Below are 13,801 nucleotides of genomic sequence, written 5' to 3' on the forward strand. Positions count from 1 at the left end.
GCCGGCTCAGGCTTCGCCGCTGCGCTTCTTGCGGCCGCGGCCCTGCACGGCCCGGTCGAACAGCGCGTTCGGCAACAGGCGCATCAGCTTGGCGATCACGCCCATTTGCCACGGGATCACGCGGTAGCTGCGGCCGGCCTCGATGGTTTGCAGCGCCTGCTGCGCGAAATCCTCGGCCTGCATCAGGAACGGCATGCCGTAACGGTTGCCGCGCGTGAGCGGGGTGTCGATGTAGCCCGGGCAGATCGTCACGACCTTGACGCCGCTGCCGTGCAGTTCGCCGCGCAGGCTTTCGCAGTACGCCACCACGCCGGCCTTGCTCGCGCAGTACGCACCGTGGCCCGGCAGGCCGCGGATCGCCGCCACGCTGGCGATGCCGACCAGCCGCCCGCTGCCGCGCTGCCGCATGGCGGCGACGAAGGGATGGAAGGTGGCCATCAGGCCCACGTTGTTGGTGGCGAAAGTGCGCGCCATCACGTCGATGTCCTCGCGCGCCACGGTGTCGATGCCCACGCTGATGCCGGCGTTGGCGATCACCACGTCCGGCAGGCCCTGGCCTTCGATGCAGGCGGTGCCGGCGGCCACGATGCTGTCGGTCTGCGCGACGTCAGCGCTGTAGATCCGGTAGCGCGCCGCGTCGAGCCGGCGTTCGGCGGCCCAGGCTTCGATCTCCGCCGTGCGGCGCGCGACCAGCGCCAGCCGGTAGCCGGCTTCGTAGAAGCGCGCCGCCAGCGCCTGCCCGATGCCGCTCGACGCGCCGGTGATGAAGACGAGCGGCGCGGGGGCGTTCATCGCTTGCCGGGCGCGGCCGACGGCACCAGCAGACCGCGCACGCGGCCGGTCAGGTTGGCCACGCCGCTGAGGTTGTCGTAGTCGAGGTTGTCGGCGGTGAACTGGTCGGTGCCGCGGATCAGCGTGACCGGCTTGTTCGAGGTGACGCGTTCGCTGTCGAGGTAGGCGTGCAGGAACTCGCCGCGGAACTCGAGCCGCGGCGTGCTCTTGCCATTCGCTTGCACGGCCGGGTCGCGGATGACGATGGCGTTGCCGAACAGCTGGATCTCGCTGCCGTCCGAATTCGACAGCCCGCGGTTGGCGGTGGCGCGCGTGGTGAAACCCTCCGGCGAGACGGAGCGCACGCGCACGTCGTCGACCTCGATGGTGTCGGTGTCGGGATAGTGCCGGCCTTCCTTGCCGTGGAGTTCGCTGCGCAGGTCGCCGTTGGGCAGGTAGTTCTTGATCACGAAGCCGCGCATGAAATAGTCGGGCTCGTGGGTGGGCGCGGCCTTGGCGGTGGGCTCGAGCAGCTTGGGCGCGTTGCGCACCAGCCAGTAGGTGCCGAGCGCGACCGCCGCCGTCAGGATGATCGGCAGGTAGATCGTGGCGCGATCGAGCACGTCGCGCAGCAGGTCCCAGGCGCGCTTCATTGCGTCGGGCCCCGGGCGGCGTCGAGCAGGCGTCGGTACTGGCCGCAGGCGGTCAGCAGCAGGTCGCAGAATTCGCGCGCCGCGCCTTCGCCGCCGCGCGCGCGCGTGACGTAATGCACCGCATCGCGCACTTCGGCATGGGCATTGGCCGGCGCCGCGGCGAAGCCGACGCGCGCGAGCACCGGCAGGTCGGGCCAGTCGTCGCCGATGGCCGCGGCCTGGTGCCAGCCGAAGCCGAGCTGTTCGAGCATGGCCTCGGCCGCCGGCAGCTTGGCCTCGGTGCCGTAGCGCACATGCTCGATGCCCAGCGCCTCGAGCCGCACGCGCAGCGGCTTGGAGTCGCGCCCGGTGATGACGGCCGGCGTGATGCCGGCCAGGCGCAGCAGCTTGAGGCCGTAGCCGTCGAGGATGCTGAAGCGCTTGAGCGTCTCGCCGTGCTCGGTGAAGTAGACGCCGCCGTCGGTCAGCACGCCGTCGATGTCGAAGAAGGCGATGCGCACGTCCTGCGCGGCGAGCAGGGTCTCGGCCTGGAAGTCGAGGGGCATCAGATGACCTTCGCGCGCATCAGGTCGTTGATGCTGAGCGCGCCGATCAGCAGGCCCGCCGGGTCGACGATGAGCACGCTGGTGATGCGGTGCTCTTCCATCAGCTCGGCCGCCTCGGCCGCCAGCGCGTCGGCGCGCAGGGTGCGCGGTCCCGGGTGCATCACGTCGGCGGCCGTCAGGCCGCGCAGGTCGCCGCCGGTCTCGACCTGGCGGCGCAGGTCGCCGTCGGTGAAGATGCCGATGGCGCGGCCCTGTGCATCGACCACGGCAGTGGCGCCCAGGCCCTTGGAACTCATCTCGCGCATCAGCTCGCTGAGCGTGGCGGTGGGCGGCACGCGCGGCACGTCGTCGCCCGAGCGCATGACGTCGCTCACATGGGTGAGCAGCTTGCGGCCGAGCGCGCCGCCGGGATGCGAGCGCGCGAAGTCTTCCGAGCCGAAGCCGCGCGCATCGAGCAGCGCCACGGCCAGCGCGTCGCCCATCGCCATCTGGGCGGTGGTGCTGGCGGTGGGGGCGAGGTTGAGCGGGCAGGCTTCCTTGGCGACGCCGGCATCGATCACGATGTCCGCATGGCGCGCCAGGGTGGAATCGAGGCGCCCGGTGATCGCGATCAGCGGCACGCCCTGGCGCTTGACCACCGGCAGGATCACGGTGAGCTCGTCGACCTCGCCGCTGTTGGAGATGGCGAGCACCAGGTCGACCGACTTGATCATGCCGAGGTCGCCGTGGCTGGCCTCGGCCGGATGGACGAACATCGCGGGCGTGCCGGTGGAGGCGAGCGTGGCGGCGATCTTGCGGCCGACGTGGCCGCTCTTGCCCATGCCCATCACGACCACGCGGCCGCGCACTTCGAGGATCTTGCGGACCGCGTCGACGAAGCTCGGGCCCACGCGCGACTTGAGGCCGATCACGGCTTCGGATTCGATGTCGAAAGTGGCGCGCGCCCGCGCGAGGATGGCGTCGGCGTCGACCGCGGGGGGCAGGGGAGCGGAACTCATCGGCGGATTTTACGGGCCGGCCGTCCGGGCGCACCGTTTAGCGCCCCGGCAGCCGCCGCGGGGCACGGACATTGCTGTAGTCCTTTGCACTAGCATCCAGCCATGTCTTCGTTCGATCTCACGCTGTTGTACTTGCTCGCCGCGGTGATCGGCGTGGTGGTCTGCCGTTCGCTCAAGCTGCCGCCGATGCTCGGCTACCTCTCGGCCGGGGTGCTGATCGGGCCGCATGCGCTGGCGCTGGCGCAGAACTCCGAGGCGATCAGCCACCTGGGCGAGTTCGGCGTGGTGTTCCTGATGTTCGTGATCGGGCTGGAATTCAGCCTGCCCAAGCTGCGCGCGATGCGCAGGCATGTGTTCGGGCTCGGCATGCTGCAGGTGCTGCTGACCATGGCGATCGCCACCGCGGGCGCGCTGCTGATCGCCACCTGGCTGCCGCCGGCCTGGCAGCTGGGCTGGCAGACCGCGCTGGCGCTCTCGGGTGCGCTGACCATGAGCAGCACGGCGATCGTGGTGAAGCTGATGGCCGAGCGGCTCGAACTGGAGAGCGAGCACGGCAAGCGCGTGATGGGCGTGCTGCTGTTCCAGGATCTGGCGGTGGTGCCGCTGCTGGTGCTGATTCCCGCCCTGGGCGCGCCGCCCGAGACGCTGGCCACCGCGATCGGCCTGGCGCTGGTGAAGGCGGTGGTGCTGATCGGCATCCTGCTCTACGGCGGCCCGCGCATCATGCGCTGGTGGCTCACGCTGGTCGCGCGGCGTCGCAGCGAGGAGCTCTTCATCCTGAACGTGCTGCTGATCACGCTGGGGCTGGCCTGGCTCACCGAACTCGCGGGGCTGAGCCTTGCGCTCGGCGCCTTCATCGCGGGCATGCTGGTGTCGGAGACCGAGTACAAGCACCAGGTCGAGACCGACATCCGCCCGTTCCACGACGTGCTGCTGGGCCTCTTCTTCATCACCGTGGGCATGACGCTCGACTGGCACATCGTGGTGGAGCGGTGGGCGCTGGTCGGGGTGCTGCTGGTGCTGCCGCTGGCGTTCAAGCTGGCGCTGGTCACGCTGCTGGCGCGGGTGCTCGGCGCCACCGCGGGCGTGTCGCTGCGCACCGGGCTCTACCTCGCGCAGGCCGGCGAGTTCGGCTTCGTGCTGCTCGCGCTGGCCCAGTCGCGCAGCCTGCTGCCGGAGTGGCTCGCGCATCCGGTGCTGGCGTCGATGGTGCTGTCGATGCTCGCCACGCCGTTCATCGTGATGTACACCAATGCGATCGTGCGCAAGCTGGTGGCGAGCGACTGGCTGCAGCAGTCGCTGCAGATGACCACCATCGCGCGCAAGACCATCAACACCGCGCAGCACGTGATCATCTGCGGCTACGGGCGCTGCGGCCAGAACCTGGCGCGCATCCTGGAGCGCGAGGGCATTCCGTACATGGCGCTGGACCTCGACCCCGACCGCGTGCGCCAGGCCGCGTCGGCGGGCGATTCGGTGGTGTTCGGCGACGCGGCCCGGCTGCAGGCGCTGATGGCGGCGGGGCTGGCGCGCGCCAGCGCAGTGGTCGTGACCTACCTCGACGTGCCCGGCGCGATGAAGGTGCTGGCCAACACGCGCGCCCATGCGCCGCAGGTGCCGGTGATCGTGCGCACGCAGGACGACCTCGACCTGGAGAAGCTGCAGGCCGCCGGCGCGACCGAGGTGGTGCCCGAAGCCATCGAGGGCTCGCTGATGCTCGCGAGCCATGCGCTGGCGCTGGTCGGGGTGCCGATGCGGCGCGTGATCCGCGTGGTGCAGGACCAGCGCGATGCGCGCTACAAGCTGCTGCGCGGGTACTTCCACGGCGCCGACGACGACAACGCCGACGAACTCGACCACGAGCGGCTCAACACCTTCACGCTGAACCCGGGCGCGCGCGCGATCGGCCAGACGCTCGAGCGGCTCGCGCTCGACACGCTGGGCGTGCGCATCGCGAGCCTGCGCCGCCACGGGCATGCCCAACCCCTCAGCGGCAGCACGGTGCTGTCCGACGGCGACACGCTGGTGCTCTCGGGCAAGCCGGCCGCGATCGCGGTCGCCATCGAAAGGCTGCAGAAGGGCTGACCGGCCGGTTGCCGGTCCCTATCAGTTCAGCAGCGTCGGATTGCGCTTTTCCTCTTCGAGGCGCTGCTGCCGGCGCACCGCCTCGCACTGGGCATGGGGCTTGAATTCGGGCTTCAGGCATTGCGCGGCCATGCACTGGGCGCGCGCGATGAAGTTGCGGTCGCCGCACAGCGCCATCGGCTCGGCAGGCGCCGCCGGTGCGGCGGACGGCACCGGTGCCGCTGCGGCCGGTGCAGGCGCGGGCGCGGGCTGGTCGGGCTGCGCCGGGGCCGCAGCGGCCGGCTTGCGCGACTTGGCCGTGCCGGCGGCCGGCTTGGGCGCGGCGGGTGGTGCACTGGGCGGCGCGGGCTCCGCTGCGGCGACAGCCGTTTCCATTCCCAGGCCGTCCGGCCCAGCGGCGGAATCCGGCAGCGCGGCAGGCGGCGCGGGCGAGGCCGCCGGTGCCACGGCGGGCGCGGCGGCGGCCGGCGTGTCGACCGCAGCCTCTTCCACCCGCGTGCCCTTGCCGTAGCCATACCAGCCGGCCACGATCATCACCAGCGCCACCGCCAGCAGCGCCAGCCACAGCCCCAGCACGCGCGAGCGCAGCGGCGGCTTTTCCTTCGGTCGGCGCTGCTTGGCTTCGGTGCCCGCGTCCCGCGCCGCCGCGCGCCGGGCCGAGCGTTGCTCGCGCGACTCGCGCGGCCGCGCCGAGGGACGCCTTGCCGCGCCCGTCCCGAGGATCACGGTCTGCTCGCCCGCGCCGATGGCGGTCGAGGTGCCGAAGGCCACGCGCGCGCCGCCCTCCTCGAAGAGCGCGCCGGGCATCGTGGGTGCCCGCAATTGCGCGGGTGCGGTGGCCGCCCATTCACGCTCCGACCGGCTGCGCGGCGCGGGGGCGGGGCTCGGGCCCGGCGCGGCGGATGCGAGCGAGCCGCCGCACTGCTTGCAGAAATTCGCGCCCTCGCGGTTTTCCGCGCTGCAGACCGGGCAGATCAAGGCCATGACGACTGACTTCTAGAAAACGTTTTTATTCAGGAGAACTGGCGGCAGAGAACCGCCTGGCCCGTGCTGCGAATCGATCGGAAATCGACGGCTCAGGTCACCGCGACGCGCTTGGAGCGGTGCGCCATGCGCTTGGCGATCACCGCGCCGAGCCCCATCGCGAGCTCGAGCGCGAGGTTGGGTTGCCGGTTCGACATCTCGGCGAAGCGGATGGCGGTGAGGCGCCACACGCGGCCCGCGCCGGTGACCACCACGTTGGCCGAATGCGGTTCGCGCGAGAAGAACGAACCCTCGCCCACGACCGCGCCGGCCATGAGCACGGCGAGCTTCATCTGCTCCTTGCTGCTCACGCGGTGCACGCTGATCGCGCCGCTCTCGACGAAGAAGACCGAGCGGTCGTGCGTGCCCTGCTCGATCAGGATGTCGCCCACGCTGGTGTCGATGGCCTGCAGGTAGCCCGCCAACGTTTCCCATTGCTGCACGTTGAGCGTGAGCGCAAAGGCGTCGTTGCTGTTGTTGTCCGCGATGGCGCGGCTCAGGTTCTGGATGGTCATGCTTTTCTCAACCCCCGCATTGCTGCCGGGAGTATCCGCGAAGCATGCGGGTTTCGACTACAACTCTTTACGTTTTCGCGGCGCGGTGTCTCTATTTACCGATGCAGAAGCGCGAAAAGATGACGCCGAGCAGATCGTCCGCGCCGAACTCGCCGGTGATTTCGTTGAGCGCGTTCTGCGCCAGGCGCAGTTCCTCGGCCAGCAGGTCGAGCGACTGGGCCTGGGCCGCGAGGTGGGCGGCGGCCATGGCGAGATGGGTGTCGACGCGCGCCAGCGCCTGCACGTGGCGGGCGCGCGCGAGGTAGGTGCCTTCGGGCACGGCCTGCCAGCCCGCCATCGCGAGCAGTTGCTCGCGCAGGGCCTCGATGCCGAGGCCGGTCTTGGCCGACAGGGCAATGCCTTCGTTCGGTGCGGCGACCGGCGCGGCATCCTGCTTGTTCCAGACGTGGAGCACCGGCACGGCGGCGGGCAGCTTCTGTTGCAGGCCGCGCAGGATCTCGGCGTCGGCGGCGGCATAGTCGTCCTGCCCGGCGCGCGTCAGGTCGTGCAGGAACAGCACCGCGTCGGCACTCTCGATCTGGCCCCAGGCGCGCGCCACGCCGATCTGCTCGACCTCGTCGCTGCTCTCGCGCAGGCCGGCGGTGTCGGCCACGTGCAGCGGCACGCCGTGGATCTGGATGGTCTGCGAGACCACGTCGCGCGTGGTGCCGGCCACCGCGCTCACGATCGCGAGCTCGGCACCCGCGAGCGCGTTGAGCAGCGAACTCTTGCCCGCGTTGGGCTGCCCGGCGATCACCACCTTGATGCCCTCGCGCAGCAGCGCCCCCTGGCGCGCGCGCTGCTGTACCGCCGCGAGCTGCGCCTGCAGCGCGGCGAGTTGGCCGGCGGCATCGGCCTTCTGCAGGAAGTCGATCTCCTCCTCGGGAAAGTCGAGCGTGGCCTCGACCAGCATGCGCAGATGGATCAGCGCATCGCGCAGCGTGTGGATCTCGCGCGAGAAGGCGCCCGAGAGCGAGCGCCCGGCGCTGCGCGCGGCGGCCTCGGTGCTCGCGTCGATCAGGTCGGCGATGGCCTCGGCCTGCGCGAGGTCGATCTTGCCGTTGAGGAAGGCGCGCTGGCTGAATTCGCCGGGCTCGGCCACGCGCAGGCCGGGCAGGCGCGGCCGGCCGCTGACCGGATCGGGTTCGGCCGCCGCCGCCAGGCAGCGCGCGAGCAGCAGCTGCAGCACGACCGCGCCGCCGTGCGCCTGCAGTTCGAGCACGTCCTCGCCGGTGAAGGAGTGCGGCGAGGGGAAGTGGATCGCGAGGCCATGGTCGATCGGCGTGCCGTCGGCGTCGCGAAAGGGCAGGTAGGTGGCCTCGCGCGGCTTGAGCGCCCGGCCGCAGATCGCGTCGATCAGCGGCGCGAGCCGCGCGCCCGAGACGCGCACGATGCCCACCGCACCGCGCCCCGGGGCGGTGGCGACGGCGGCGATGGGGTCGGTGGTGCGGGCGAGCATGGACTGCCTTGCAGTTTCAAGAGTACCGCGGAACTGGCTTTGCCAGGCCGCTGGTACTGCCCCCGGCAGGGGGTTGGCGGAGCGACACGAAGTGCGCGCAGCCTGGGGGCGAGCCTGTTACTTGCCAAGCACGCCGAGGCGCTTGTTGATGAACCACTGCTGCGCGATCGACAGCACGTTGTTCGTGATCCAGTACAGCACCAGGCCGGCCGGGAAGAAGATGAACATCACGCTGAACGCGAGCGGCATGATCCACATCAGCTTGGCCTGCATCGGATCGGGCGGCGTCGGGTTGAGCCAGGTCTGGAACAGCGAGGTCAGCGTCATCACGATCGGCAGGATGTACCAGGGATCGGGCGCCGAGAGGTCGGTGATCCAGCCGATCCACGGCGCATGGCGCATCTCGACCGAGGACAGCAGCACCCAGTAGAGCGCGATGAACACCGGGATCTGGATAAGGATCGGGAAGCAGCCGCCCATCGGGTTGACCTTTTCCTCGCGGTAGATCCGCATCATCTCCTGCTGCATCTCCTGCGGCTTGTCCTTGAGCCGCTCGCGCATTTCCATGATCTTGGGGTTGATGGCCTTCATCTTGGCCATGCTCGCGTAAGCCTTGGCGTTGAGCCAGTAGAAGGCCGCCTTCAGCAGCACCACCAGCGCCACGATCGCCCAGCCCCAGTTGCCGAGGATGCCGTGCAGCTGGTTCAGCAGCCAGTACAGCGGCTTGGAGATGATCGCGAAGATGCCGTAGTCCTTCACGAGGTCGAGGCCGGGCGCGATCGCCTCGAGCTTCTTCTCTTCCTCGGGACCGGCGAACAGCGCCGTGTTCACGACCTGGGTCTGGCCCGGCGCGATCTGCGGCACGGTGGCCACCATTGCGATGGTGAACAGGTTGTCGCCCAGGTCCTTCACGCGGAACTCGCGCTTGAGCTGCTCGCTCGCCGGGTCGCCCTTGAGCAGCCAGGCCGAGACGAAGTAGTGCTGCACCATCGCGATCCAGCCGTCGTTGGCGGGCGGCGGCGGCTCGACCTTGCCCTTGGCGATGTCCTTGAAGTCGAGCTTGTGGAACTTCTTCTCGTTGGTGTACGCCGCAGGACCGGTGAAGGTGTTGGTGCCGAACATCGTGCTCGAGGCCACGGTGCCGTGGCGCAGCAGCTGCAGGTAGAGCTGCGCGTCGCGCGGCTGGTCGCCCACGTTGACGATTTCATGGCGCACGCGGATCGCGTAGTCGCCGCGCTGGAACACGTAGGTCTTGATGTACTTGAGGCCGCCCGCGGGTTCGCTCTCGAAGCTCACCTCCAGCGTGTTCTGTCCCTCGGCCATCTCGCGCGGACCGGCCTTGGGCTTCATCGGCGTCAGGTGGGTGGGAAAGCGCTCGCCGCCCGCCTGGTTCAGCAGGCCGGTCTGGGCCACGTAGCGCGTGGCCGGCGAGCTGTTGTCGAACAGCACCACGTGCTTGGTGCGGTCGGCCTCGTCGTACTTCAGCAGTTCGAGATGGTTGACGGTCGCGCCCTCGCTGTCGATCGACGCCTTGAACAGGTCGGTGGTCACGCTGACCTGCTCGCGCGGCGCGGCCGCGGCCGCCTGCGTGGGCACGGCGCCTGCGCCGGCACCCGAGGCCGGGGCGGCGGCCGGCACGCTGCTGCCGGCGGCGGGGGCGCTGGCCGCCGGTGCGTTGCCGGCCACGGCGGCGGGCTTGGTCGACGGCAGGAAGGTCGGCTTGTTGCCGTTGAAGATCTGCCACTGGTCCCACAGGAGCACCAGCGAGAAACCAAAGATCACCCACAGGATCGTGCGGCGTATATCGTTCATGACGAAGACTTCTTGTCGGAGGGGAGAAGAGACGAAAACAGCGAGCCTGAGCCCCCAGTGCGACGCTGTGATTTCGGTGGAACCGGATCGTGCCCGCCCTGGCACCAGGGCTGGCAGCGCGCGATGCGGTGCAGGGTGAGGTAGCTGCCCTTGAGCGCGCCGTGGGTTTCGAGCGCCTCGATCGAATAGACGGAGCAGGTCGGCTCGAAGCGGCACGACTGGCCGAGCCACGGGCTCAGCAGCAGGCGATAGCCCTTGACCAGCGCGATCAGCAGGCGCTTCATGGTGCGGGTGCCGATGGCGGGCGCGCGGCGCGCGCCAGCAATTGCTGCAGCTCGGCACGCACCGCCGCCTTGAGCTTGTCGGAGGTGGCGCTCACGAATTCCTTGCGGTCGAAGGCGGCGCGCAGCCGCACCACGTGCGCCGCATGCGGCAGTACAGCGCCCTGCGCCGCGCTCACCGCGTAGACCTGGCGCTTGATCGCATTGCGCGTGACCGCGCGGCGCGCCCAGCGCTTGGGCACCATCGCGCCGATCCAGACATCGTCGGACCCAAACAAAGGCTGCGCGCTCGACGTGGTGTCGAGCGCGCAGCGATGCAATGCGAAATGCGCGGTGCGCGCCACGGTGGCACCTGCGAGGACGGCCTGGAACTGCGCGCGGGTCTTGAGCCGCTGCATGGAAGCCGGGCCGGACGCGCCGGGAACGCTGGCTGCGGAAGCCGGCGCTGGCGGTTCGGCTGCTGGCAACGGCAGAGGAACGGCTGCCGTCAGACGGCCAGGCGCTTGCGGCCCTTGGCGCGGCGTGCGTTGATGACGGCACGGCCGCCGCGGGTCTTCATGCGGACCAGGAAGCCGTGGGTACGGGCGCGGCGGACTTTGGAAGCTTGGTAAGTGCGTTTCATGATGAGATTTCCTGCTGGTTCCCCCGATATCCGCGCTGTTCCCGGTCGGCTGGTGGGCCGGACCGGTCATGCGGGCGCTGGGAGCGTTTTTCGACTTTGTTCGAACGAACCCCGAAAGACGCAATGAGGTTTTCAGGGAAACCCGAAATTATCGCAAACATTCGGCCCAACGCCAAACTTCGAGTGCGATTGCGGGGCTTTTATGCGCGCGCCCGGGGATGTGGATAAGGTTTTGACAAGTTAGAATGCAGGCCGCCTTGCAGCAGAGAATATCCACAATACATATACCAAAAAATGGACGAGGGACGCACCACTTTTTCACCCACCCATGTCGACTGACGGCATCGGTGAGAGCCTCTGGCAGGCCTGCGTCGACCAGCTCGCCCAGGAGCTGTCCGAACAGCAATTCAACACCTGGATCAAGCCCCTGACGGCGCAGGTCGCGGACGACCTTTCGCGCATGACGGTGTTCGTGGCCAACCGCTTCAAGCTCGACTGGATCCGGGCCCAGTACGCCGGCAAGATCGCCGCCATGGCGGAGAAGATGTACGGCCAGCCGGTCGCCGTCGAGTTAGCGCTTGCTCCGCGCGAAGCCCCCGTGCGTGCTGCACCGGTGGCGGTCATGGCGGAGACCGACGTGCCGCGCGACGTGGTCGGCCCGGGCGAGGAGCCGGCGGTCGCGGGCTTCAAGAACCGCCTCAATTCCGGCCTGACCTTCGAGACCCTGGTCGAGGGCACGGCCAACCGCATGGCGCGCGCCGCGGCCATGCACGTGGCCGGCATGCCGGGCCATCTGTACAACCCGCTCTTCATCTACGGCGGCGTCGGCCTGGGCAAGACCCACCTGATGCACGCGGTGGGCAACCGGCTGCTGGCCGACCGGCCGGACGCCAAAGTTCTCTACATCCATGCGGAGCAGTTCGTCTCGGATGTGGTCAAGGCCTACCAGCGCAAGACCTTCGACGAGTTCAAGGAGCGTTACCACTCGCTCGACCTGCTGCTGATCGACGACGTGCAGTTCTTCGCCAACAAGGACCGGACGCAGGAAGAGTTCTTCAACGCGTTCGAGGCCCTGCTCGCCAAGAAGTCGCACATCGTGATGACCAGCGACACCTATCCCAAGGGTCTGGCCGACATCCACGAGCGGCTGGTGTCGCGCTTCGATTCGGGGCTCACGGTGGCGATCGAGCCGCCCGAGCTCGAGATGCGCGTGGCGATCCTGATCAACAAGGCGCGCGCCGAATCGGCCGAGATGCCCGAGGAAGTGGCCTTCTTCGTGGCCAAGAACGTGCGCTCCAACGTGCGCGAGCTCGAAGGCGCGCTGCGCAAGATCCTCGCCTACTCGCGCTTCAACCAGAAGGAGATCTCGATCGCCCTGGCGCGCGAGGCGCTGCGCGACCTGCTGTCGATCCAGAACCGGCAGATCTCGGTCGAGAACATCCAGAAGACGGTGGCCGACTATTACAAGATCAAGGTCGCCGACATGTACAGCAAGAAGCGCCCGGCCAGCATCGCGCGGCCGCGGCAGATCGCGATGTACCTGGCCAAGGAGCTCACGCAGAAGAGCCTGCCGGAGATCGGCGAGCTGTTCGGCGGACGCGACCACACCACGGTGCTGCACGCGGTGCGCAAGATCTCGGGCGAGCGCCAGCAGCTCACCGAACTCAACCAGCAGCTGCACGTGCTCGAGCAGACGCTCAAGGGCTGACCCCCGCACGAATGTCATCGGGAATGCGCCTCGCAACAGCGGAGAATGGCGCCTTACCAGCGGATTCGAAGAGATAGAAGAGAAGAGGAAGAAGACATGATCGTTTTGAAGGCAACCCAAGACAAAGTCCTCGCCGCGCTGCAGTCGGTGGCGGGCATCGTGGAACGGCGCCATACGCTGCCGATCCTCGCGAACGTGCTGATCCGCAAGACGGGAGGGCAGATCCAGCTGACCACCAGCGACCTGGAGATCCAGATCCGCACCACGGCCGAACTCGGCGGCGACGAAGGCAACTTCACCACCACCATCGGCGCGCGCAAGCTGATCGACATCCTGCGCACCATGCCGGCCGACCAGACCGTGAGCCTCGAATCGAGCGCGAGCAAGCTGGTGCTCAAGGGCGGCAAGAGCCGCTTCACGCTGCAGTCGCTGCCGGCGGAAGACTTTCCGCTGGTGCAGGAAGCCGCCAACTTCGGTCCGGTCTTCAGCGTGCCGCAGAAGACGCTGAAGGACCTGCTCTCGCAGGTCTCGTTCGCGATGGCGGTGCACGACATCCGCTACTACCTCAACGGCATCCTGTTCGTGGCCGAGGGCAAGCAGCTGAGCCTGGTCGCGACCGACGGCCACCGCCTGGCCTTCGCTTCGGCCACGCTCGACGTCGAGGTGCCGCGCCAGGAAGTGATCCTGCCGCGCAAGACCGTGCTCGAGATGCAGCGCCTGCTGTCCGATGCCGAGGGCGCGATCGAGATGCAGTTCGCGAACAACCAGGCCAAGTTCAGCTTCGGCGGCATGGAGTTCGTCACCAAGCTGGTCGAGGGCAAGTTCCCCGACTACAACCGCGTGATCCCCAAGAACCACAAGAACTCGGTCACGCTCGGCCGCGCGCCGCTGCTCGCGAGCCTGCAGCGCACCGCCATCCTGACCAGCGAGAAGTTCAAGGGCGTGCGCCTGAACATCGAGCCCGGCACGCTGCGCATCGCATCGAACAACGCCGAGCAGGAAGAGGCGCAGGACGAGCTCGACATCGACTACGGCGGCGACGCCATCGAGATCGGCTTCAACGTGACCTACCTGATCGACGCCCTCGCGAACATGGGCCAGGACATGGTCAAGCTGGACCTGGCCGACTCGAACAGCTCGGCGCTGCTGACCATCCCCGAGAACTCGACCTTCAAGTACGTCGTGATGCCGATGCGGATCTGAGCGACAGCACAGCCAGCGCTTGGCGCAAACCCGCGGACCGCCGCGGGTTTGCGCTTTCAAGAGGCAGAAAAAACCGATTCCGCCAGC

General features: G+C 68.7%; 14 protein-coding genes. 3 read left to right on the forward strand and 11 right to left on the reverse strand.

Annotation, left to right across the window (positions count from 1 at the left end; translation table 11 throughout):
• Nucleotides 1-6 precede the first annotated feature (6 nt).
• From M2165_RS09765 to M2165_RS09780, 4 genes are read right to left on the reverse strand one after another with little or no spacing between them, the layout of a single operon-like run.
• On the reverse strand, nt 7-792 hold the full coding sequence (locus tag M2165_RS09765; RefSeq protein WP_280814449.1) for an SDR family oxidoreductase: 786 nt from the start codon (nt 790-792) through the stop codon (nt 7-9).
• Nucleotides 789-1,424 carry an LPS export ABC transporter periplasmic protein LptC gene (gene lptC, locus M2165_RS09770; protein WP_280814450.1) on the reverse strand — a complete coding sequence of 212 codons (636 nt, stop codon included), beginning with the start codon at nt 1,422-1,424 and terminating at the stop codon, nt 789-791. Before lptC ends, M2165_RS09765 begins: the two co-directional genes overlap by 4 nt.
• On the reverse strand, nt 1,421-1,969 hold the full coding sequence (locus M2165_RS09775) for an HAD hydrolase family protein (protein WP_280814451.1): 549 nt from the start codon (nt 1,967-1,969) through the stop codon (nt 1,421-1,423). Before M2165_RS09775 ends, lptC begins: the two co-directional genes overlap by 4 nt.
• Entirely contained in the window at nt 1,969-2,967 is a 999-nt protein-coding gene (locus M2165_RS09780) for a KpsF/GutQ family sugar-phosphate isomerase (protein ID WP_280814452.1), read from the reverse strand. The genes M2165_RS09775 and M2165_RS09780 overlap by 1 nt, the downstream gene beginning before the upstream one ends.
• Before the next feature lie 102 nt (nt 2,968-3,069).
• Between M2165_RS09780 and M2165_RS09785 the strand changes: the two genes are divergently transcribed.
• A complete protein-coding gene (locus M2165_RS09785; protein WP_280814453.1) occupies nt 3,070-5,052 on the forward strand; it encodes a monovalent cation:proton antiporter-2 (CPA2) family protein in 1,983 nt (660 codons plus the stop codon).
• A 21-nt stretch (nt 5,053-5,073) separates the two neighbouring features.
• Here the strand turns inward: M2165_RS09785 and M2165_RS09790 are convergent, their stop codons facing one another.
• The 7 genes from M2165_RS09790 to rpmH all read right to left on the reverse strand — a co-directional run bounded on the left by M2165_RS09790 (nt 5,074) and on the right by rpmH (nt 10,803).
• Nucleotides 5,074-6,036, reverse strand: coding sequence for a hypothetical protein (locus M2165_RS09790; protein ID WP_280814454.1), 963 nt, complete (start codon nt 6,034-6,036; stop codon nt 5,074-5,076).
• 92 nt (nt 6,037-6,128) lie between these two features.
• Nucleotides 6,129-6,590, reverse strand: a complete 462-nt coding sequence (locus M2165_RS09795) for a cyclic nucleotide-binding domain-containing protein (protein WP_280814455.1) — start codon at nt 6,588-6,590, stop codon at nt 6,129-6,131.
• 91 nt (nt 6,591-6,681) lie between these two features.
• On the reverse strand, nt 6,682-8,088 hold the full coding sequence (mnmE, locus tag M2165_RS09800; protein WP_280814456.1) for a tRNA uridine-5-carboxymethylaminomethyl(34) synthesis GTPase MnmE: 1,407 nt from the start codon (nt 8,086-8,088) through the stop codon (nt 6,682-6,684).
• Between the two features lie 117 nt (nt 8,089-8,205).
• Nucleotides 8,206-9,900, reverse strand: a complete 1,695-nt coding sequence (gene yidC / locus M2165_RS09805) for a membrane protein insertase YidC (protein ID WP_280814457.1) — start codon at nt 9,898-9,900, stop codon at nt 8,206-8,208.
• The gene (gene yidD / locus M2165_RS09810) at nt 9,897-10,184 is read right to left on the reverse strand and encodes a membrane protein insertion efficiency factor YidD (protein WP_280814458.1); all 288 of its coding nucleotides are present in this window, start codon (nt 10,182-10,184) and stop codon (nt 9,897-9,899) included. Before yidD ends, yidC begins: the two co-directional genes overlap by 4 nt.
• Entirely contained in the window at nt 10,181-10,579 is a 399-nt protein-coding gene (locus M2165_RS09815; RefSeq protein ID WP_280814459.1) for a ribonuclease P protein component, read from the reverse strand. The genes yidD and M2165_RS09815 overlap by 4 nt, the downstream gene beginning before the upstream one ends.
• Before the next feature lie 89 nt (nt 10,580-10,668).
• The gene (gene rpmH, locus M2165_RS09820) at nt 10,669-10,803 is read right to left on the reverse strand and encodes a 50S ribosomal protein L34 (protein WP_007834827.1); all 135 of its coding nucleotides are present in this window, start codon (nt 10,801-10,803) and stop codon (nt 10,669-10,671) included.
• A 328-nt stretch (nt 10,804-11,131) separates the two neighbouring features.
• On the opposite strand from rpmH, the gene dnaA reads away from it, so the two are divergent.
• Nucleotides 11,132-12,511, forward strand: a complete 1,380-nt coding sequence (gene dnaA, locus M2165_RS09825) for a chromosomal replication initiator protein DnaA (protein WP_280814460.1) — start codon at nt 11,132-11,134, stop codon at nt 12,509-12,511.
• A gap of 96 nt (nt 12,512-12,607) precedes the next feature.
• Entirely contained in the window at nt 12,608-13,714 is a 1,107-nt protein-coding gene (gene dnaN, locus M2165_RS09830) for a DNA polymerase III subunit beta (protein ID WP_280814461.1), read from the forward strand.
• Nucleotides 13,715-13,801: the final 87 nt, after the last annotated feature.

The organism is Variovorax sp. TBS-050B, from assembly GCF_029893635.1.
In the GTDB taxonomy this organism is placed as follows: domain Bacteria; phylum Pseudomonadota; class Gammaproteobacteria; order Burkholderiales; family Burkholderiaceae_C; genus Variovorax.

Coding starts and splice junctions, on each gene's coding strand:
- dnaN (WP_280814461.1), top strand. CDS start 12,608: ATGATCGTTTTGAAGGCAACCCAAGACAAAGTCCTCGCCGCGCTGCAG.
- M2165_RS09795 (WP_280814455.1), bottom strand. CDS start 6,590: ATGACCATCCAGAACCTGAGCCGCGCCATCGCGGACAACAACAGCAAC.
- M2165_RS09790 (WP_280814454.1), bottom strand. CDS start 6,036: ATGGCCTTGATCTGCCCGGTCTGCAGCGCGGAAAACCGCGAGGGCGCG.
- M2165_RS09775 (WP_280814451.1), bottom strand. CDS start 1,969: ATGCCCCTCGACTTCCAGGCCGAGACCCTGCTCGCCGCGCAGGACGTG.
- rpmH (WP_007834827.1), bottom strand. CDS start 10,803: ATGAAACGCACTTACCAAGCTTCCAAAGTCCGCCGCGCCCGTACCCAC.
- lptC (WP_280814450.1), bottom strand. CDS start 1,424: ATGAAGCGCGCCTGGGACCTGCTGCGCGACGTGCTCGATCGCGCCACG.
- yidD (WP_280814458.1), bottom strand. CDS start 10,184: ATGAAGCGCCTGCTGATCGCGCTGGTCAAGGGCTATCGCCTGCTGCTG.
- M2165_RS09815 (WP_280814459.1), bottom strand. CDS start 10,579: ATGCAGCGGCTCAAGACCCGCGCGCAGTTCCAGGCCGTCCTCGCAGGT.
- dnaA (WP_280814460.1), top strand. CDS start 11,132: ATGTCGACTGACGGCATCGGTGAGAGCCTCTGGCAGGCCTGCGTCGAC.
- M2165_RS09780 (WP_280814452.1), bottom strand. CDS start 2,967: ATGAGTTCCGCTCCCCTGCCCCCCGCGGTCGACGCCGACGCCATCCTC.
- M2165_RS09785 (WP_280814453.1), top strand. CDS start 3,070: ATGTCTTCGTTCGATCTCACGCTGTTGTACTTGCTCGCCGCGGTGATC.
- yidC (WP_280814457.1), bottom strand. CDS start 9,900: ATGAACGATATACGCCGCACGATCCTGTGGGTGATCTTTGGTTTCTCG.
- M2165_RS09765 (WP_280814449.1), bottom strand. CDS start 792: ATGAACGCCCCCGCGCCGCTCGTCTTCATCACCGGCGCGTCGAGCGGC.
- mnmE (WP_280814456.1), bottom strand. CDS start 8,088: ATGCTCGCCCGCACCACCGACCCCATCGCCGCCGTCGCCACCGCCCCG.